The sequence below is a fragment of the Burkholderia sp. 567 genome (genome assembly GCF_040545115.1).
In the GTDB taxonomy this organism is placed as follows: domain Bacteria; phylum Pseudomonadota; class Gammaproteobacteria; order Burkholderiales; family Burkholderiaceae; genus Burkholderia; species Burkholderia ambifaria.
The window spans coordinates 799,790-818,456 of the sequence record NZ_JBEPLG010000002.1 but is presented as its reverse complement, the minus strand read 5'-3'; the positions used below and the strand labels follow the sequence as shown (position 1 = coordinate 818,456).

Sequence of the window (18,667 nt, the reverse complement as noted above, 5' to 3'; positions counted from 1 at the left end):
TTCGTGTGGGGCGCTTGGGTCGCGTCGAAACCCATGGTAGGGAGGACAATTACCTAGGTCTATACGTGTCAATTACCTAGGTAATCGGGGGCGGGGTGGGCTGACGGGCGATCGGCCCGACTGTCGGATTGGCATTCGGAATCGGGTAAAAAACCGCGCGCGCGTTCGGGCACCAGGCAGAAAGCCGCGCCCGTAGCGTGGCGCAAGACAAGCGCGAGCCGGGCTGCGAGGCTGGGAACAGGCTTGGCAAATGCCAAGCCTGAATCGTCGGAAGAATGACGCCGGCCATTGCGTCACGATGGCGGGGCGAACGGTCGTCTGCCCGCACGGCGCGAGTAAGGGCTAACGCCATGTGCCGATGCGCCTCTTGCGCGATGAGCGAACTTAGGAACGGCGGAAAGGTCCGTACAAAGTCGATGACGAGAACGGCATCAGAACAAAAGCCCCAGCATCGCCGCCTTGACCGCGGCTTCGGTCTTGTTGGTCGCGTTCAACTTGCGCATTGCATTGACGAGGTGAAATTTGACGGTGCGGTCGTCGACATGCATGATTTTGCCGATCTCGGCGTAGGTTTTCCCCGCGGCAGACCATTGCAGCGTCTCGCGCTCGCGAGCAGTCAACTCGACGGCATATTCGGGCACGAACCGCGCGAGCAGATGCATGCTCATCGCATAGTTGGCCATGTTCGCGAGCCATGACATCTTGTAGCCCTTTTCCGCGAGCTCGCGCTCATCGATCGGCTCGCCCGATCGCACCATGGTCACGAGTCCGATCGCCCCGGTGCGGCTGATGGACGGCATGCACCAGCCGTGGCGCAAGCCATGGTGTTCCGCTTCGTCCCAGAACTCGACGCTCTGCGTCTGGCTATCGGCACGCCAGATCAACGGGCTCATCTGACTGAGGCCATGCCGCACCGTCGGGTCGACGGCAAAATAGTTCTGGCTCACATAGCGGTCGACCCACGTCTGCGGATAGTTGGACTGCAGCATGAACTGCGGCTTGCTGACCGGCAACGGAATGCGCAGACCGAACGAACAGTACTCGAATCCAAGTGCTCGCACGTCAGCCGTGAACTCCAGAAACACGTCGGCCTCGGATTTTGCCGTAGCGTATCCATTCAGATACTTCTCTCTCCAGGCATGCATATCATTCCCTTGCGGTCAATCTTGCCCGCGAAGGCGGGCTATATCGTGTGGTTGGTGCGTTGACCGGTTTTTTCAACAAATTATTCAAGAGGGAGGCTCATTGTTTCAAGTATCGAGTGGCAAGCATGGTGTTGTACGCGAATTTTCTGCGTGATGGCGGATTCAGGGGGATCCGCGCTCGATATTGATTGCTCGAGTTGTAGGGTTTGCATGTGGGCATGGCTACTTGTACATCCTGATAATGCGATGGCATTGTTCGGATGATCTGTAATAATCGCAAATAATATGCACACGATTGCGCCGGCTATCGCGAATCACAACGCGGGCACGCTACAAGCGTTGCAATGGCCTTCGCCTAGCCGATAGCCGCGAATCTTGCCAAACTATGCGGCAGCGATTTTAACAGGTGCCACGTCGAGAGAACGGACATGCCAGAAAAACTGAACGATGGATACGTACGATTGACCTTGCCGGCGTTTTACGCGCTGCGCTTCCGTCAGCATATGTGTCAGCAAGCCCCGAACGTGTTGCATGACTTGTGGGGCGAGGGCATTAGCGCTGTCAACGCCGGCTACTACGAGCTGGTCTGCACTGAAACGCGACCGACCGCGAGCGTCGGCTGCGTATGGCATGTGGCGGTGGGCCAGTCCGACGTGAGGGTCGGGAAGAACGACGTTAGCAGCAACGTGATGCTCCTCAACATGAACGGTGACGATTACGGAGCGCGGTACAGCCAGGAATTGATCCAGGGCTGGCTGTGCTCCGGAGTCCGTCAGCGCGAACTTGAATCGGCCATCTTCGCAGGTTACTGATTTTGTTTTTTCAATGCATAGGGTTATCTTGCATGAAACCCTATGCTTCGCGGCACAGCACATGTGCCGCTCCGCCACCGATTTCCGTCGATCCTCCTGATCGGTATGGCAATCGCGCAATGACGGCTACGGTCATCCATGCCGTGACACAGAACCTCCGATAATCAAGCGCGCTCCAGCCGGTTCTTCCGACCGACTCGCGTGGCTCTCGCCAGTTGAATTCCCCTCCGTTTGCACGGCGTAATGTCCCGGCGCATTCGCCGCGAAGAATCTCGCCCGAACGCCCGACCCTGCCCATTCGGGCAGCTTTTTTGACATTGCAATTTCGGGTCCAATTCGCGCTAACAATTCTGAGATGAGAGAGCGAGGGCATTTACGATGCTGACTTTATTGTCGGGAAGAAGCGCTGATTTGAGTCGCGAGACGATGAATCGACTTGCGGAGTTTCGGCATAAGGTCTTCATACAGGAACTCGGTTGGTCGTTACCCACCGGCGACGGCATCGAATTTGACGATTTCGATCACGCGGACACGCTCTATGTGGTCGCTTGCGACCGCAACGGCGAAATCGTCGGATGCGGTCGGCTACTGCCGACCGATGAGCCTTATCTGCTCGGCGAGGTGTTTCCGGATTTGATGGGCGGCGCATCCCTTCCCTGTGCGCGCAACGTGTGGGAACTGTCCCGCTTCGCGATGAGCATGCCGCGCGGCGAGTCGTTGACCGCGGAAGAGTCGTGGCAAAACACGCGTGCCCTGATGTCCGAAATCGTCCGTGTCGCGCATGCACATGGCGCCAACCGTCTCATTGCGTTCTCCGTGCTCGGTAACGAACGGCTTCTGAAGCGGATGGGCGTCAACGTGCATCGCGCTGCTCCGCCGCAAATGATCGACGGCAAGCCGACCTTGCCGTTCTGGATCGAGATCGATGAGCAAACGCGCGCGGCGCTGAACCTCGACGCGCTGGAACACAGCGTGCCGTTCAACCTGCCGCGCGCCCTGCCTATGTCGCACGCGTTCGGACAAGCGGTGTGAACGCTCGATGCGCACGCCCCGGGAAGCACGACGGTCCGACGCGGCCGTGCCCCGGTGCAATGAATTAACTCAAAGGGTGTGCCCTGAAGATGAACAGTTTTAACGACGTGGCTCGGCCGGTCCCGGCCCGAAGGGGGAAGGTGAAATGACGCTTCGAGTGGTAGTAACCGGTATCGGCATTGTGTCCCCATTGGGTTGCGGTAAAGAATTGGTGTGGCAGCGCTTGATCGGAGGAGGCTCCGGGCTGCGCCGGCTCGGCGACGACATCGTCGCCGACCTGCCCGCCAAGGTCGGCGGGACCGTGCAGGACAAGACCGACGATCCCGACGGCGGGTTCGATCCCGAGCTTTCGGTGCCGAACAAGGAACTGAGGAAGATGGATCGCTTCATCCAGATGGCGATGGTTGCCGCGGACGAGGCGCTCGCTGAAGCCGGATGGGCGCCGCAAAGCGAGCACCAGCGCGAGCGCACGGCTACGGTCGTCGCATCGGGCATCGGTGGCTTTCCCGGTCTGGCGGAGGCGGTCCGGATTGGCGAGACGCGTGGAGTGCGGCGGTTGTCGCCGTTCACCATTCCGTTCTTTCTGTCGAATCTGGCGGCTGGCCAGATTTCGATCAAGCATCGGTTTCGCGGGCCTCTCGGCTGTCCCGTGACCGCCTGTGCGGCGAGTGTGCAGGCAATCGGCGATGCAATGCGCCTGATCCAGAACGGAGAGGCCGATGTCGTGCTGGCCGGCGGCGCTGAAGCGGCCTTCGACAAGGTCAGCCTGGGCGGATTCGCGGCGGCGCGCGCGCTGTCGACCGGTTTCGGCGATCAGCCGACCCGGGCGTCGCGCCCGTTCGACCGCGACCGTGACGGCTTCGTCATGGGCGAGGGGGCCGCGATGCTGGTGGTCGAGTCGCTGGACCATGCCGTCGCACGCGGCGCCACTCCGATCGCGGAAATCATCGGGTACGGAACCACGGCGGACGCCTATCACATGACCGCCGGACCCGACGACGGATCCGGCGCCATGCGGGCGATGAAGCTGGCGCTGGCAATGGGCGACGTCGCCCCGGAACAGGTGGGCTACGTCAACGCGCATGCGACTTCGACACCCGTCGGAGACTCCGGAGAAATCGAGGCGCTGAAAACCGTGTTCGGCGTGGGTGCCGGTCCGGCGATTTCATCGACCAAGTCGGCAACCGGACATTTGCTTGGGGCGGCGGGCGCCATTGAAGCGGCGTTTTCCATTCTCGCGCTGCGCGATGGCGTGATGCCCGGCACGCTGAATCTCGAGCACCCCGACGAAGCGGCCGCCGGCCTGGATCTGATCGGGCCTTCCGCACGGCACGTTCCCATCGAGATCGCACTGTCGAACGGGTTCGGGTTTGGCGGCGTCAATGCGTCGGTGCTGTTCAAACGGTATCCGCCGGATAGCTCAGCCTCGGCGCATTGAACGCAGACGCTCGTAGTTCGCGTGCCATTCGCCATTTAGAAAGGATTGGGAGCGTCGGTAATCGGCGCTACGTCGCGGTCCGCAACCGTCCCCGCCATGCGATGGCGAGGGCGCGTCACGTGCAATCCGGGTTCCAGTCGTCATCCAAAGGGAAAACTTTCCGTGTTAGACACCCTCATCGTGGGCGCCCGCTGCGCGGGCGCCACACTCGCGATTCATCTGGCGCGCGCCGGCAAGCGCATTCTGGCGATCGACGCGGGCAATCTCCCGAGCGACCAGCCACTGTCCACCCACTGGATTTCGCCGTACGGCATGGCGCTGCTGGACGAACTGTCTCTGGGTGACAAGGTGCGCAGCTTCGCGCCACCGGTGCCCAGCATGATGTACGGCGTCGACGAGGTGACCGGCCGCATCGAGTATCCGGTCGGCGGACGTTGCTCGTGCCCGCGACGCATGGATCTCGATGCGCTCCTGCTGGAGGAGGCGCGCACCGCGGGTGCCGAGGTCCGTACGCGGACCAAGCTGGTCGGCCTGCTGCGCGACGGCGGGCGGGTGACGGGCGCGGTGGTCGAACATGGCGGAGCCCGTGAAGAAATTCGGGCGCGGGTCGTGGTGGGCGCGGACGGTCCGCACTCGACCACGGCGGAACTCGTCGGCGCCGACGAGTATCACGACTACGACTGCCCCCGTGCGATTTACTGGGCCTACTGGCCGCGGCCGGACTGGTTCGACGACGATCCACGCTATCAGGGTGGCGCGATGAACTGCGTGTTCGGCGACGATATCGTCTTCGTCTTTCCGACCAACCGCGATCTGTTGCTGATTGGGGTGGCTTTCGCGAAAACGCAGTTGCCGGAGTGGAAAGGGCGCGTGCTCGAAAAGCTCATGGAGACGCTGAGCGCCAACCGTCACACGGCTCCACTGATTACCGGGGCGCCCGCGAGCAAGGTGCTCGGCGCGTTGAAGCTGCGCTTTTTCTTCCGTCAGGCGGCAGGGCGAGGCTGGGCCCTGGTCGGCGATGCGGGCCTCTTCATGGACCCGTCCCCCGGGTTCGGGATTACCGATGCGCTACGCGATGCACGTGCGCTCGGCCGAGCGATTGTCGACGGCGGCGACGACGCGCTGGTGCGCTACTGGCGTCAGCGCGACGCGACCTCGATCGACCTGTTCGAATACTCGCGTAGTCGCGGCGCCGTCGACCACAACAACCCGCTCAGCCGGATCCTGTACGGCAAGCTGGCGGCCGATCCGGTGCTGCAGGCACGGTTGCTCGCTTCGCAGAATCGCGAGTGCTCGCCGTTCGCGGTATTCGACCCGAGCGATATCAAGCAATGGGCAGACGAGGCCGTTGCGCGCGGCGAGATGGGCGTGATCCAGCCGTTGATCGACATGTCCAGGCGAGGCGAGGCGATCCGCGCCGAGATGGCGTTGCGCCAGCGTCTGGCCGAGGAAGCCCGTTCCAGCCGGCCGCAAGCGTCCGAGCCTGACGAGATCGAAGCGTTCGCCGTCGACAGCGATCACGAGGTTCGCGTGAAGGAGTCCATATGAGCGCGGAATACCGGTGCGTGGTCGTTGCGGCCACGCGATTTCAAGCCACGGCCACGGCGTGGCACGTTCGCCAATCGCCGGCCCTGCGTCGCGTAACTCGAGGAGAGACGCTTTGACCATCGAAGCCACGCTGGACAGTGAACTCGCACTCTCGCGGCTCAAGCTGCCACGATACTTCCACCGAATCAGTTCCGTCGCCACGATCCTCTATCTGGCGCACGCGCTCGCATTCTTCCTGATCCCGGCCGCCGTGGCGTTCGCCATCGTCGATATCCCGGCGTCGACGCCGGCACGTATTGCCATGGCGATCGTCCTGGGCGTGATCGGCGGGCACGGCATGCACCTGCTGACCTTCGTCGGGCACGAGGGGATGCACACCAACCTGCATCGCAACAAGTATGTGAGCGCTGCGCTCGCGCTCATTTGCTCGTCGCTGGTGCCCGGTTTCCTGATCGTCGGCTTCAGCATGACGCACTGGAAGCACCATCGCTTCACCGGTCAGGACATCGACCCGGATGTCCAGATCTATTCGCAGTACCGCACATTCTGGTCGCGCTTCTTTCTCGCGCGCTCCACGGGCGTGCGGATCTACCTGAAGAACGCCATGCGCATGGCGGCGGGGCTGCCCTGGCCGGAGAACACCCGGTTGCCGTTCAGCCAGCGCGAAATGCGCTGGATCTCCCGGCTCAATGTTGCGTTGAACCTGTGCGCGGTGACGACCTACGGGTTCATCTGGCATCGCTCGGTGTGGCTGGGTTTCACGGTCATGCTGATTCCGTATATCGGCGTGTACGTGTTCAGCACGATCCGCGCCTACATCGAGCACACGGATACCGTGCCGGGGCGATATCGCGACAGCCGCAGCTATACGTCGCCTATCTATACCGCGCTGTTCTTCGGCAGCAATTACCACCTCGAACACCACCAGTATCCAGCCGTCCCGTGTTATCGGCTGCCCGCGCTCCACGCGTATCTGGCGTCGCACGGGCTGTTCGAGGGGACAGGCGCGCAGGTCGAGCCGTCCTTCCTTGGGGCGTTGCGTTATACGACGGGTCGCTTCCAGTACCCGTGCGTCAATCTGCAGTCCGCGACGGACGAATTCCTCGAGCGGATGGCGGACGGTCGTCTCGATCGCGAAGCGGCCACGGCCGACGTTCGGGACGGCGACGCGCTGGTCGCCGTCGCGCGCAAGTAGAAACGATCCGCTAGGCACATGCCAGCCTGAACTCGGGTCCGGTGTGCCACAACGCCACCCCTGTAGCAATGAGAGGAATCATGTTTATCCAGAATGCGTGGTACGCAGCCGCACTTTCCGACGAAGTCCAGCGGGAGCCCTTTGCACGGACGATCCTGAATCAGAAGATCGTCATGTACCGTACGTTGGCGAACCAGGTCGTCGCCCTCGAGGACCGATGCCCGCACCGGCAGGTTCCGTTGTCCCGCGGGCGCGTTGTCGGTGACGATCTCCAGTGCTGGTACCACGGGCTCCGGTACGACTGCTCCGGCGCGTGCGTCAGTATTCCGAGCCAGAGCACGATCCCGAAGGGCGCGCGCGCACGGGCGTTCCCCGCGGTCGAGAAATACGGCTTCATCTGGCTGTGGACCGGCGAGCCGGACCAGGCCGACGAAGCGGCGATCCCGAACCATTGGGTCTGTTCGGCGCCAGAACTCGCCGGGAAGATGAGCTATTGCACCATCGCGTGCAGCTACCTGTTCGGCATCGACAACATCCTCGACATCTCGCACGCCGCGTTCGTGCATGCGAAGACGCTGGGTTCGCTCGACATCGTCGAGACGCCGCCCGAAATCGTGATCAATGACGATGAAGTCCGCGTGCGCCGGTACCTGCGCCGCGAGAAGACGCCGCCGCTCTACACCCATATCCTGAAGCTCGACTACATCGACCGTTTCCAGGAGGTCGTGTACTGGCCCATCGGCAACACGCGGGTCGAAACGCGGGCGCACGCCTGCGACGATGCCAGCGGCCAGGTCTACCACGTCTACACGACGACGATCTTCACGCCCGCGACGGACACCACCACGCATGTCTTCGTGGGCATGCATCGCGATTTCGACATCGACAACGAACGGTTTACCGAGTTCACCGCGAAGGAAGTGTTCGCCACCGTCATGGAGGACAAGGACGTCGCGGAGAGCCTGCAGGCGAACTGGAGCCCCACGGCGCCGATGATCGACATCCAGCTCGATCGACCGGCGTTTGCCGCGCGGCGGATATTGGAGCGCATGGGCGCGAGCGCGTCCATTCGAGCAGCCGTATGACGCACGCAGCGGAAGTATCGACGATCACCGGGAAGGAAACGACGATGAATCACCAAGGACGCGCCGGTCTCTATGTCGGCGAGTTGCTGCGCGAGCTCGACACGTCGGCGCAGGACGAGGTCAGTTTGCGGCATCCGATGACGTTCGGAGAAATTGTCGGTCGCGACCAGGTCGAGCGCCTCGCGGCTGCCGCCGAAGGCATCTTCTCCGAGGTCGAGCCGACACACGCGTGGAGCGGCGCCGATATCGGCGGGCGCGAATGGCACGGCCGCTTCCAGGACCGCCGGATTCGCGGCGTGACGGTGGCGCGCCGGTTCGGCACGCGCATCCAGGTCGACATCTTCCTCGGTTCGTTTCCCGCGCCGGTGCGCCGGGCGCTGTATGACGCGAGCCGGGATCTCGTCGACGCCAACGTGTGGACGCTGCCGCCGGGGATCGATACCGCGTTGCCGCCGGTACCCGACGATGAAGTGCTGGACGCCAAATTGCCGTTCGGCATCACCGACGAAATGTTTCTGACCAGTCCGGTGGCGTGCAAGCCGATTCGCGGCAGCGCCGATGTCGAACGCGTTTGCGGCCACTCGATCGCGGTCTACGGCGGGCGGGCGAGCGGCCCGCGTCTGTCGGCTGGCGCGACGACGCTGAGCCTCTGGACAGGGGAGGTCGGCGGGCTGCCGCTGGAAGTGGCGAACGTCATTCACTGGGAAGATGCCCAGAACGTGAAGGGCATGGCAATGGCGATGCGCCCGTGGCCGGTCGTGGCGCTGTTTCAAGCGCGGATGCGGGCGCGGACGCTGTCGTTTCTCGACGCGTCGTATTTCGAATCCGAATCGGGCGACGGCGTGACGCCGCTTCAGCCGCGCGAGGTATAAGGACATGAACGGACCCAGCGTGCTCACTCCACAGGCGCAGTCGAACGCCGTTTCGCCGTGGCCGGTTTTCTGGATCGCAAGTGTGGCGGTGTTCCTCGTTTCGATCGACGTCACCGTGCTCTACGCGGCGTTTCCCGCGTTGCGACTGGCGTTTCCCGATGCGCACCCGACCGGCCTGTCGTGGGTGCTGAACGCGTACACGCTGGTGTTCGCCGCGTTGCTCGTGCCGGCCGGCCGCCTCGCCGACTTGCGCGGGCGCAAGCGCACATTCCTGCTTGGTCTCGCGATGTTCCTGGCAGGATCGTTGGGCTGTGGCATCGCCACGCGTGTCGAGATGCTCTGGGCGATGCGTGCGGTGCAGGGAGCAGGCGCGGCGCTGTTGTTGCCTGCCTCGCTGTCGATCCTGCTGGCGGCGTTCCCCGTCAACAAACGGGCGATCGCCGTGAGCTTGTGGGGCGCGGTCAGCGGGGTGGCCGGTGCGTTGGGGCCGAGTCTCGGCTCGTTCCTGGTCGATCGATTCGGCTGGCCGTCAGCCTTCTTTCTCAACCTGCCGCTCGGCGCTATCGCGCTCTGGCGCGGGTGGCGCATTCTCGACGAGTCGCGTGATCCCGAGCGGGGCGCGCCGCTCGATCTCGTTGGTGTCGTCTTGCTGATCCTCGGCGTTGGCGCGATTGCTTTCGGTTTGGTGCAGTCGGAGGCGGTCGGCTGGACTTCCCCCGCGGTGGCGCTGGCGATCGTCGGCGGGCTGGTCGTGCTGGCAGCGTTCGTTGCATGGGCGCGCACGACGCGCGCCCCGGCCATCGATCTGTCGCTGTTCCAGGATCGGACTTACTGCTACATCAATCTGGCTTCGCTGTGCTTCGCGATCGGCTTCGCGATGATGTTTTTCCAGACGTTCCTGTTTACCACCGGTGTCTGGTCGTATTCGCTGACGCGTGCGGGATTGGCCGGCAGCCCCGGGCCGCTGCTCGTCGTCCCCACGGCGATCGTGTGCGGACGGTTCGCGGCGCGCGCGGGGCACCGGCTTCTGCTGGTGACCGGGAGCCTGATCTCCACGGCGGCAAGCATATGGTTCGCGTTGGTGCCCGGCGTCACTCCCGACTATGTGCACGCGTGGCTTCCGGGGGCGCTGCTGACCGGACTCGGGGTGGGCATGGTCATGCCTGCGCTGTCGGCCGCCGCCGTCGCGCATCTGCCGCCAGCCCGCTTCGGCGTGGGCTCGGCCGTGAACCAGGCGATACGCCAGATGGGATCGGTGTTCGGCGTGGCGCTGACGGTCGCGATAACCGGCAACGCGATCGGGCACCTCGCGGAATTCCGCACCCTGTGTTACCTGCAGATCGCGCTCGGTCTGGCCACGGCAATCCTGTGCGCGCCGGTGGATACGCGACCGCGAGCGCTGGCACCTGCGACGGCGCGTTGATGGCCGCGTGCCGGCCAGCGCCGGTTGGCGCATGAAGCTTTCACCAAAACAAAACAACACTAATTATCCGAGGGTCTCACGATGGACGGTAGCATTCCCCCCTCCACCCTGACGGCGGAGCGCATGACCTCGTCTCTGCTCGACATTCTTCGAGAGCGGGCCGAGCAAACGCCTGAGCGGATCGCATTCCATTTTCTTCGCGACGGCGAGGATGATGTCGTGAGCTGGTCGTACGGCCAGTTCGCCGCCGCTGCTGTCCACGTGCGCGACAGGGTGCTGCAGCACGCGCTGCACGAACGACGCGTATTGCTGCTGCTCGAACCCGGCCTGAGCTACGTCGCCGCGTTGTTCGGCATCCTGCTCGCGGGTGCCACCGCGGTGCCTTCGTTTCCGCCTGCCGGTTCTCGCGCGGTGGCACGCTTCACATCGATCTGTCGCGACGCCCATCCTGACGTGGTCATTGCCGGCAAGCTTCACCGCTCGCTGCAACCGCAGCTCGACGAGCTCTACGGCGACCAGCGCGCGGCGCCCGCCTTGCTGACGATCGACGAAGATTCCTTCGACGATAGCGAAGTATCGGTACATGACGTTCGGAACCTGCTGGAGCGGCGCGTCGATCTGGATCGGCCGGCTCTGCTCCAGTACACGTCGGGATCGACGGGCGAGCCCAAGGGCGTGATCGTCACGCACGAGAATCTCGTCAGCAACTGCGCGGTGATCGCCGAGCGGCTCGGCCCCGATCCGGACCGCGTCGGCTGCACGTGGTTGCCGCCGTATCACGACATGGGGCTGATGGGCGCGCTGCTGCTCGCGGTGTACAGCGGCTTTCCGCTCGTGATTCTGTCGCCGCAGCATTTCGTCCAGCGTCCTTATCGCTGGCTCAAGGCGATCTCCGACTACCGCGTGACGACGAGCGTCGCTCCGAATTTCGCGTTCGACCTGTGCGTCGACAACGTCAGTGAAGAAGAAGCAGCCACGCTCGATCTAAGCTCGTTGCAGCACGTATTCTGCGGCGCGGAGCCCGTGAGCCACACGACACTCGAACGGTTCTTCGCGCGCTTCGGCCGGCACGGCTTCGAGCGCCGCGCCGTGGTTCCCTGCTACGGCATGGCGGAGGCGACGCTCTATGTATCGGGCAAGGTCGGCCGTTCGCCGGTCTCGCTGATCGAGGTCGACAAAGAGGCGCTCGTTCGTGGCCTGTGCAAGGCGCACGACCCGGAACTCGATGGGCACGGACGCACCACGCTGGTTGGGTGCGGGCCCGCGGCAGTCGGCCATCGGCTGCTGATTGTCGATCCGGCGACGAAGCGCGTGCTGCCGGAGCGTACCGTCGGCGAGATCTGGTTTAGTGGTCCGAACGTTGCAGCCGGCTATCTGAATCGTGCGGACAGCGACGACATCTTCGCCGCGACGATTGCCGATGCAGACGACGGCGGTGAGCCGACGCGCTACCTGCGCACGGGCGACCTCGGCTTTCTGAACGGCGGCGAGCTGTTCGTGACGGGCCGCATCAAGGACGTCGTGATCGTCGCCGGGCGCAATCTCTATCCGACCGACATCGAGGGATCGGTGCAATCGGCGCACGACTCGATTCGCACCAACGGCGTGGTGGCGTTTTCGATCGACGGCGCGCAAGGGGAGTCGCTCGTCATCGTTGCGGAACTTAAACGGTCGCGCCGTCCGAGTGCCGAGCAAATGAGCGAGGTGCGGGCCGCGATCACGTTGGCGGTCACGCGCGACCATGGGGTCTCGCCGGCGGTGGTGCACCTCGGCCCGACTGGTGCGATTCCGCTCACGACGAGCGGCAAGGTGCGTCGGCAAGCGTGCAAGCAAGCGTTCCAGCAGGGAAGCTTGAGCGCACTCGAGACGCGCGCATAAGTGGTTCGCACGAACCGCATCCCCGATTTTCATCGACGCTGTCTTTCTTCGGAGCCAGTCATGGCTGAAGCGGATTCTTTGTCTTCGCGAACACCGGCGGCCGCCCGTGAGGCGCAAGCCGATACCGACGTGCGCGCACGCCGGCTCGCTTATCTGACCGTGGGTATTCCCGCGCTGGGTTTCGCACTGGCGATTGCTTACACGTGGATATATGGGTTGCGCGCAACCGACTTCGTGTTGTTGGCGGTGATGTATTTCTCGACCGCGATCGGTGTCGAAACCGGCATGCACCGGTATTTCTCGCACCGGTCGTTCAAGGGGCGGCCGGTGGTCACCGTGATGCTTGGCGTGCTCGGCAGCATGGCCGCCCAGGGGCCGATCCTGTTCTGGGCCGCCACGCACCGGATGCATCATGCGTTCACCGATCAGGACGGCGATCCGCATTCGCCGCGCCCGCGCGCGAACCGGCACGGCAAGCTCAGCCGATTCGCGGGCCTTTGGCACGGCCATGTGGGCTGGCTATTCACCGTGCGCCGCGAGAACTGGAGCACGTATGCCGCAGACCTGCTGCGCGACCGTCTGATCGTCAATCTCAATCTGCGCTACGGATGGTGGGTGCTGCTCGGGCTCGCGATTCCCGCGCTCGCGGGCGCGGTGCTCGCTCCCGCAGGCCAGAGCTTGCTGGGGGCCGTCGGCGGCTTCCTGTGGGGCGGACTCGCGCGGATATTCCTGCTCGATCAGTCGACCTGGGCCGTCAATTCGCTGTGCCACACGATCGGCACCCGCCCGCACGCGACGCGCGACCATAGCCGCAACCTGGGCGTGCTCGCGATCGTTTCTGTGGGCGGCGCATGGCACAACAACCATCACGCGCAGCCGGCGTTCGCCAACAACGATCACGCGTTCTGGCAGATCGATCCGTCCGCCTGGCTCATCCGCCTGCTCGACGCGCTGGGACTTGTCACGGAGGTGCGCTATGCGCCGAAGCGCCGCGCGGCGTTCTCCTCAACTTCGCCGTAATCCTCTATTAGCGTTTGGAGAATCCTATGAATTCGTCGATTCAGGTTGCCCCCGGCGTGACTGCCGCCGGCGGGCTGTCGGCCCCTGACGGCCAGATCCCCGGCGTTTCGCCGCTAAAAGGCAGTGGTGCGCGCGTCAAACGCTACACCGCCCTGGCCGTCATGCTGGTGCCGCTTGCCGGGTTCGCGCTGGCGGTGCGTCAACTCGTGCTGGGCGACTTCGCCGTCACTGACCTGGTGTTGTTCGCGGTGTTCTATTTTCTGCACATGGGCGGGATCACGATGGGCTTCCATCGGTATCTGGCGCACAAGACGTTCCGGACCTCGAAGTGGTTCGAAGGAATCCTGCTGATCTGCGGTTCGATGGCCGCGCAAGGGCCGGTCATGTTCTGGGTGACGACGCATCGACGTCATCACCTGTACAGCGACCAGAAAGGCGATCCGCATTCGCCGAACCTGGTCGGCGCGGGCCTGATCGCGAAGCTGCGCGGCCTCTGGTATGCGCACATGCCGTGGATGCTGGCCCCGGACGTGTCGGGGTGGACGTTCTTCGCGCCCGATGTATTGCGCGATCGCCGCCTGTTTTTCTATCACCGCACCTATGTCTGGTGGGTCGTGCTCGGCCTCGTGCTGCCCGCCGCGATCGGAGGTGCGATCGGCGGTTCCTGGCACGGCGCGTGGAACGGCCTGCTGTTCGGTGGCTTCGCACGGATTTTCCTGGCCAATCAGGCTGCCTGGTGCGTCGGTTCGGTGTGCCACATGTTCGGCGGACGGCCCTTCAAGACCGACGACAACAGCGCGAACAACTGGACGGTCGCCATCCTCACCTTCGGCGAAGGTCTGCAGAACAACCATCACGCGTTCCCCGCGTCGTATCGCCATTCGGTGAAGTGGTACGAGCCGGATCTCAGCGCGTGGGTGCTCTGGACGCTCGGCAAGGCGGGTGTCGTCTGGGACCTGCGCTTGCCGGGGCCGGCCGCGATCCGCAAGTTGGCCAAGCAACCGCATTGAAGAAAGTTGCCTTCATGAAGCTGTTCATCTCCCTCGTATAGAAGGATTATTCACCATGTCTCAAGCTGGAATCCTGGGTGGCCTGTTCGGCCGCAAGAAAGCGGTTGCCGCCGACGTCGGCCCTCTGACGGAAGCGTCGATCCGCAGCTGGCTGGTCGACCGGCTCGCGAAGCAGCTGAAGATGGACCGGGCTGCCATCGATCCCGCCAAACGCTTTGACGAGTATGGACTCGACTCGATCGTTGCCGTGCAGGTGTCGGGCGATCTCGAGAAAGTCGTCGAGCAGCGGCTGTCTCCGGCGCTGCTGTTCGAACACAACAGCATCGACGAGCTGGCGCGCCACCTCTCGACCGAGCTCGGTCTGCAGGCTGCGTAAGCGGAGATCGACATGGCGAACACCTACACTGTTCCGAGCGCGCCGCCGGCGCGTTTCGACGAATTCCTGCAGAAATCGAAGGCGCTCGAGGGCGTACGGCTGACCGATGCGATTCCAAAGTCGCTGTACGAGCCGCGTGCGTGGCGTGGCGTTCTCGGCTTCGTGGTGAGCTATGCGGCGTACATCGGCGCGCTCGTCGGCATCGCGTATGCGCCGCACTGGCTGTTCTACGTTCCGCTGTGGCTGCTTGCGGGTCTGGGCGGCTGGGGGCTGCATTGCATCGCGCATGATTGCGGGCATAACTCGTTCTCCCGCTCCCGGTGGTTCAACCTGACGATCGGGCATCTATCGCTGCTGCCGCTGCTGTATCCGTTCCATGCGTGGCGCCACACGCATAACCTGCACCACGCGAATACCAACAACCTCGAGCTCGACACCGACTGGCGGCCGATTCCCGCGCCGCTTTACGATCGCATGCCGCTCCTCAAGCGCCTCGAGTACGCCGGTACCCGCAAGTGGCTGTTCTGGGCAGGTACGTTGAGCTACTGGAAGGAATCGGGCTTCCGCCCCGGCTTCTATCCGAAGCGCGAGATGCGGCGTGACGTGAAGCGCTCGATCGGCTTCGTGCTGATCGTCGCGATGCTCTATTTCCCTGCGCTGATCTACTTTACCGGCGTCACGGGCCTGTTCCTGTACTTCGTCGTGCCGTGGCTCATGATCCATGCGTGGTTCAGCGCCACGACGCTGATGCACCACACGTCGGACGACATCCCGTTTCTGCCGTCGCAGCACTGGACGCCGAACGCGAGTCGTCTGCTCGTGACGACGGACTACCGGTATCCGAAATGGCTTCACTTCATGACCCATAACATTTCGGTGCATACGGCGCACCACGTCGCGCCGATCGTGCCGTTCTACAACCTTCCGAAGGCACAGGCGGCGCTCAAGGCAGCGTTTCCGGGAATGATTCGCGAAAAGGATTTCACGTTCGGCGATCTGTGGCACGTGATCCGCCACTGCCACTTCTACGACACCGAGTCAGGCTATTACCGGACCCTGTCCCGGGAGGCCGTGGCCGTCGGCGCGCGTGCGGCGACGGAGGGCCGGTGATGGCGGCCGCGAATCCCACGGAAGTCTCGCCGATCACCCGGCAGACCACGAAGGCGCCTTCGTTGCGCGTGCGGCTCGGCCGTCACGCGTTCCGGATGCTGAACACGTTTGCGCCGCGCATTGCCGGACGGCGCGCGGCCGATGCGTTCGGCTTCACGCGTGGCTATGGGCTGCCCGTCAGCGATCGCATACCGCTCGGTGCGACGGTGACGTCCATCAAGGGCAACGAGGACATCGACCGGGCGTATTACTGGGAGGGCGGTGCGGCGCGAGTGCTGCTCGTGCACGGCTGGGGCACCGACAGCAGCAGCATGCTGAGCTTCGTCAAGCCGATGAAGACGCTGGGCTTGTCGGTGGCGGCATTCGATGCGCCCGCACATGGTCTGTCGCCGGGCAAGCACACGACGATGACGCAGTTCACGCGGGCGACGGGCGCGGCGCTGGATGCGATCGAAGGCGCGCAAGTGGTGATTGCACATTCGCTCGGCTCGATCGCGACGATCTCGGCGCTGGCGGAGCGGTCGCGCCGCGCGTCGTTGCGCTGCATCGTGCTGATCGCGCCGACGAGCGCGCTGACCGAGGTGCTGGAGCGCTGGGCGAATCGCGACATGGCGTTGCCGCGGCCGGTGATCGAGCGCATCTATGCGGAGCTGCAATGCCGCAATGGCGTGCCGGTTAGCCATTGGGACATTCTGGCGCGCGGCGCGTCGCTCGATGTCCCGGTGCTGGTCGTGCACGATCCGGCCGATCCCGTGGTGCCGTACTGCGAGGCGCAGCGGGTCGTGGCGGGCCTGCCGCAGGCGACATTGTGGCCGGCGCCGGGCACGGGTCACGGGCGGATCTTGTCGGATGCGAGGGTACGCGAGCAGGTGCGCGAATTCGTGAAGCGACAAATGTCGAATCTTGGAGAGTTGGCGGGATGAGCACGACAGCGGTGGAGATGCGCACATTGATGTGTCTGGTGTGCGGCTGGATTTACTCGGAAGAAAAAGGTGCGCCGGAAGACGGCATTGCACCGGGCACGCGCTGGGAAGACATTCCGGCCAAATGGAAGTGTCCCGAGTGCGGCGTCGGCAAGGAGGATTTCGAAATGATATCGATTTGACCCAACGGAGAGGGGGCGCGCGGCGCCCTCGATCCTGTGCCCGCAAGCACGAGATGCGGGTTCACGAGCGTGCCGGGCATGCGACGTATGCATCCCCCGGCACTGCGCTGGCATCGCTTCAGGCGAAACTGAACGTTGAATGGAGTGTGTTGAAATGGTTGCTCGACAAGTAGTGATCTGCAGTCCGGTAAGAACGCCCATCGGGGCGTTTGGTGGCACGTTGACGGACGTCGCCGCGACGACGCTCGGCGCAATCGCGGTGCGCGAAGCGGTGCGCCGCAGCAAGGTCGATCCGGCGGCGTTGGCTTCGGTCGTGATGGGCAACGTCATTCAGGCGGGAAACAAGATGAATCCCGCGCGCCAGGCAGCCGTCGGCGGCGGCATTCCGGTGGAGGTGCCTGCGCTGACCGTGAATCGCGTCTGTGGCTCGGGCGCTCAGGCCATCGTGAATGCGGCCCAGGAAATCTGGCTCGGATTCGGCGAGGTCGCGGTGGCGGGCGGTATGGAAAACATGGACCGTGCGCCGTATCTGCTGCATAGCGGTCGGTGGGGCCAGCGCATGGGCAATACCGAGATCGTCGACAGCATGCTCGGGGACGGTCTCGTCGACGCGTTTTCCGGCCGGCATTCCGGATGGCATACAGAAGATCTCGTGTCGACGGTGGGCATGACGCGCGAGCAGCAGGACCGTTGGGCGGAACGTTCGCAAAGGCGCTTCGTGGAGGCTCAGGGGCGCGGGGCGTTCGACGCCGAGCTTGTGGCGGTCGATATCGAGGGGCGCAAGCAACCCGTCCGATTCGAGCGCGACGAGCAGCCGCGGCCGGACACGACGATGGAGTCGCTTGCCAGATTGAAACCCGCGTTTCGGTCTGACGGCACCATCACAGCAGGCAATGCACCGGGATTGAACAGCGGCGCGGCGGCGATGGTCGTGGCAGAGCGGCGGTATGCCGAGGCGCGGGGAATCGAGCCGATCGCGACGCTCGTGTCGTACGGCGTGGGTGCGGTCGAGCCGGGCATGTTCGGGCTGGGGCCCGTGCCGGCAGTCAGGATGGCGCTCGCGCGTGCCGGATGGTCGTTGAACGACGTGGAGCGTTTCGAGATCAACGAGGCGTTTGCCGCCGTGCCGATCGCGGTCATTCGGGAGCTCGGCATCGACGAAGAACGGGTGAACGTCGAAGGCGGCGCGATCGCGCACGGTCACGCCATCGGTGCGACCGGTGCGGTCCTCGCGACTCGTCTCGCGCATTCGATGCGCCGTGATGGCATCAAACGCGGCATGGTGACCTTGTGCATTGGCGGCGGCCAAGGTATCGCCCTCGCGCTGGAGGCCGTCTGACGGCGTCTTGATCGCGACGGGAGCCGGCGACGTCCCGCCCATCAGCAATCACGGAGAAGACATGGACCAGCGTTCAGCACTGGAAGACCTGTGTGCCCCTGCCGCGGCCGGGCACGCGACGATGCAGACGGAGCTCGCGCGCAAGTGGTTGACCCATTTCGGCGCAGACCGCGTGCAGGACCTCGACCTCGGCATGCTGGAGGCGATTGCCGGCTATGTCAGGAAGGGAATATCTCCTCCGGGCGAATAGCTCGCGATTCACGTGCGTCCACTGCGTGT

General features: G+C 64.1%; 18 protein-coding genes. 17 read left to right on the top strand and 1 reads right to left on the bottom strand.

Going from position 1 to position 18,667, the window contains the following annotated elements; translation table 11 throughout:
- Nucleotides 1–431: 431 nt before the first annotated feature.
- Entirely contained in the window at nt 432–1,085 is a 654-nt protein-coding gene (locus ABIC50_RS09175; RefSeq protein ID WP_244101981.1) for a helix-turn-helix transcriptional regulator, read from the bottom strand.
- A 488-nt stretch (nt 1,086–1,573) separates the two neighbouring features.
- Here ABIC50_RS09175 and ABIC50_RS09170 point away from each other — a divergent pair, with 488 nt between their 5' ends.
- The 17 genes from ABIC50_RS09170 to ABIC50_RS09090 all read left to right on the top strand — a co-directional run bounded on the left by ABIC50_RS09170 (nt 1,574) and on the right by ABIC50_RS09090 (nt 18,638).
- Entirely contained in the window at nt 1,574–1,957 is a 384-nt protein-coding gene (locus tag ABIC50_RS09170) for a DUF4902 domain-containing protein (RefSeq protein ID WP_354163305.1), read from the top strand.
- A gap of 378 nt (nt 1,958–2,335) precedes the next feature.
- On the top strand, nt 2,336–2,989 hold the full coding sequence (locus tag ABIC50_RS09165; protein WP_354163303.1) for an acyl-homoserine-lactone synthase: 654 nt from the start codon (nt 2,336–2,338) through the stop codon (nt 2,987–2,989).
- 145 nt (nt 2,990–3,134) lie between these two features.
- Nucleotides 3,135–4,427, top strand: coding sequence for a beta-ketoacyl-ACP synthase II (fabF, locus tag ABIC50_RS09160; protein ID WP_354163302.1), 1,293 nt, complete (start codon nt 3,135–3,137; stop codon nt 4,425–4,427).
- Between the two features lie 162 nt (nt 4,428–4,589).
- A complete protein-coding gene (locus tag ABIC50_RS09155) occupies nt 4,590–5,975 on the top strand; it encodes an NAD(P)/FAD-dependent oxidoreductase (RefSeq protein WP_354163300.1) in 1,386 nt (461 codons plus the stop codon).
- A gap of 112 nt (nt 5,976–6,087) precedes the next feature.
- Entirely contained in the window at nt 6,088–7,170 is a 1,083-nt protein-coding gene (locus ABIC50_RS09150; RefSeq protein WP_138849966.1) for a fatty acid desaturase family protein, read from the top strand.
- A 41-nt stretch (nt 7,171–7,211) separates the two neighbouring features.
- Nucleotides 7,212–8,255: an aromatic ring-hydroxylating dioxygenase subunit alpha gene (locus ABIC50_RS09145; RefSeq protein ID WP_354163297.1), complete on the top strand. Its 1,044-nt coding sequence runs from the start codon at nt 7,212–7,214 to the stop codon at nt 8,253–8,255.
- Between the two features lie 44 nt (nt 8,256–8,299).
- Nucleotides 8,300–9,127, top strand: coding sequence for a hypothetical protein (locus ABIC50_RS09140; RefSeq protein ID WP_354163294.1), 828 nt, complete (start codon nt 8,300–8,302; stop codon nt 9,125–9,127).
- Nucleotides 9,128–9,131: 4 nt separating this feature from the next.
- Nucleotides 9,132–10,550, top strand: a complete 1,419-nt coding sequence (locus ABIC50_RS09135; protein ID WP_354163291.1) for an MFS transporter — start codon at nt 9,132–9,134, stop codon at nt 10,548–10,550.
- A gap of 123 nt (nt 10,551–10,673) precedes the next feature.
- On the top strand, nt 10,674–12,428 hold the full coding sequence (locus ABIC50_RS09130; protein WP_354163288.1) for a fatty acyl-AMP ligase: 1,755 nt from the start codon (nt 10,674–10,676) through the stop codon (nt 12,426–12,428).
- Nucleotides 12,429–12,488: 60 nt separating this feature from the next.
- Entirely contained in the window at nt 12,489–13,448 is a 960-nt protein-coding gene (locus ABIC50_RS09125; RefSeq protein WP_354163285.1) for an acyl-CoA desaturase, read from the top strand.
- Nucleotides 13,449–13,504: 56 nt separating this feature from the next.
- A complete protein-coding gene (locus tag ABIC50_RS09120; RefSeq protein ID WP_354163282.1) occupies nt 13,505–14,458 on the top strand; it encodes an acyl-CoA desaturase in 954 nt (317 codons plus the stop codon).
- 55 nt (nt 14,459–14,513) lie between these two features.
- The gene (locus ABIC50_RS09115) at nt 14,514–14,834 is read left to right on the top strand and encodes an acyl carrier protein (protein WP_006749604.1); all 321 of its coding nucleotides are present in this window, start codon (nt 14,514–14,516) and stop codon (nt 14,832–14,834) included.
- 12 nt (nt 14,835–14,846) lie between these two features.
- On the top strand, nt 14,847–15,944 hold the full coding sequence (locus ABIC50_RS09110) for a fatty acid desaturase (RefSeq protein WP_006749605.1): 1,098 nt from the start codon (nt 14,847–14,849) through the stop codon (nt 15,942–15,944).
- Nucleotides 15,944–16,867: an alpha/beta fold hydrolase gene (locus ABIC50_RS09105; protein ID WP_354163279.1), complete on the top strand. Its 924-nt coding sequence runs from the start codon at nt 15,944–15,946 to the stop codon at nt 16,865–16,867. The genes ABIC50_RS09110 and ABIC50_RS09105 overlap by 1 nt, the downstream gene beginning before the upstream one ends.
- Nucleotides 16,864–17,049 (top strand): rubredoxin, encoded by a 186-nt coding sequence (locus ABIC50_RS09100; protein WP_006749607.1) that lies wholly within the window; start codon nt 16,864–16,866, stop codon nt 17,047–17,049. The genes ABIC50_RS09105 and ABIC50_RS09100 overlap by 4 nt, the downstream gene beginning before the upstream one ends.
- Before the next feature lie 154 nt (nt 17,050–17,203).
- Nucleotides 17,204–18,388, top strand: coding sequence for a thiolase family protein (locus tag ABIC50_RS09095; protein ID WP_354163276.1), 1,185 nt, complete (start codon nt 17,204–17,206; stop codon nt 18,386–18,388).
- 61 nt (nt 18,389–18,449) lie between these two features.
- On the top strand, nt 18,450–18,638 hold the full coding sequence (locus tag ABIC50_RS09090) for a hypothetical protein (RefSeq protein ID WP_354163273.1): 189 nt from the start codon (nt 18,450–18,452) through the stop codon (nt 18,636–18,638).
- Nucleotides 18,639–18,667: the final 29 nt, after the last annotated feature.

What these genes read in the sequence shown, in the direction of transcription:
- ABIC50_RS09170 (WP_354163305.1), top strand. Translation starts at nt 1,574, where the DNA reads ATGCCAGAAAAACTGAACGATGGATACGTACGATTGACCTTGCCGGCG.
- ABIC50_RS09165 (WP_354163303.1), top strand. Translation starts at nt 2,336, where the DNA reads ATGCTGACTTTATTGTCGGGAAGAAGCGCTGATTTGAGTCGCGAGACG.
- fabF (WP_354163302.1), top strand. Translation starts at nt 3,135, where the DNA reads ATGACGCTTCGAGTGGTAGTAACCGGTATCGGCATTGTGTCCCCATTG.
- ABIC50_RS09140 (WP_354163294.1), top strand. Translation starts at nt 8,300, where the DNA reads ATGAATCACCAAGGACGCGCCGGTCTCTATGTCGGCGAGTTGCTGCGC.
- ABIC50_RS09135 (WP_354163291.1), top strand. Translation starts at nt 9,132, where the DNA reads ATGAACGGACCCAGCGTGCTCACTCCACAGGCGCAGTCGAACGCCGTT.
- ABIC50_RS09130 (WP_354163288.1), top strand. Translation starts at nt 10,674, where the DNA reads ATGACCTCGTCTCTGCTCGACATTCTTCGAGAGCGGGCCGAGCAAACG.
- ABIC50_RS09125 (WP_354163285.1), top strand. Translation starts at nt 12,489, where the DNA reads ATGGCTGAAGCGGATTCTTTGTCTTCGCGAACACCGGCGGCCGCCCGT.
- ABIC50_RS09115 (WP_006749604.1), top strand. Translation starts at nt 14,514, where the DNA reads ATGTCTCAAGCTGGAATCCTGGGTGGCCTGTTCGGCCGCAAGAAAGCG.
- ABIC50_RS09110 (WP_006749605.1), top strand. Translation starts at nt 14,847, where the DNA reads ATGGCGAACACCTACACTGTTCCGAGCGCGCCGCCGGCGCGTTTCGAC.
- ABIC50_RS09105 (WP_354163279.1), top strand. Translation starts at nt 15,944, where the DNA reads ATGGCGGCCGCGAATCCCACGGAAGTCTCGCCGATCACCCGGCAGACC.
- ABIC50_RS09100 (WP_006749607.1), top strand. Translation starts at nt 16,864, where the DNA reads ATGAGCACGACAGCGGTGGAGATGCGCACATTGATGTGTCTGGTGTGC.
- ABIC50_RS09095 (WP_354163276.1), top strand. Translation starts at nt 17,204, where the DNA reads ATGGTTGCTCGACAAGTAGTGATCTGCAGTCCGGTAAGAACGCCCATC.
- ABIC50_RS09090 (WP_354163273.1), top strand. Translation starts at nt 18,450, where the DNA reads ATGGACCAGCGTTCAGCACTGGAAGACCTGTGTGCCCCTGCCGCGGCC.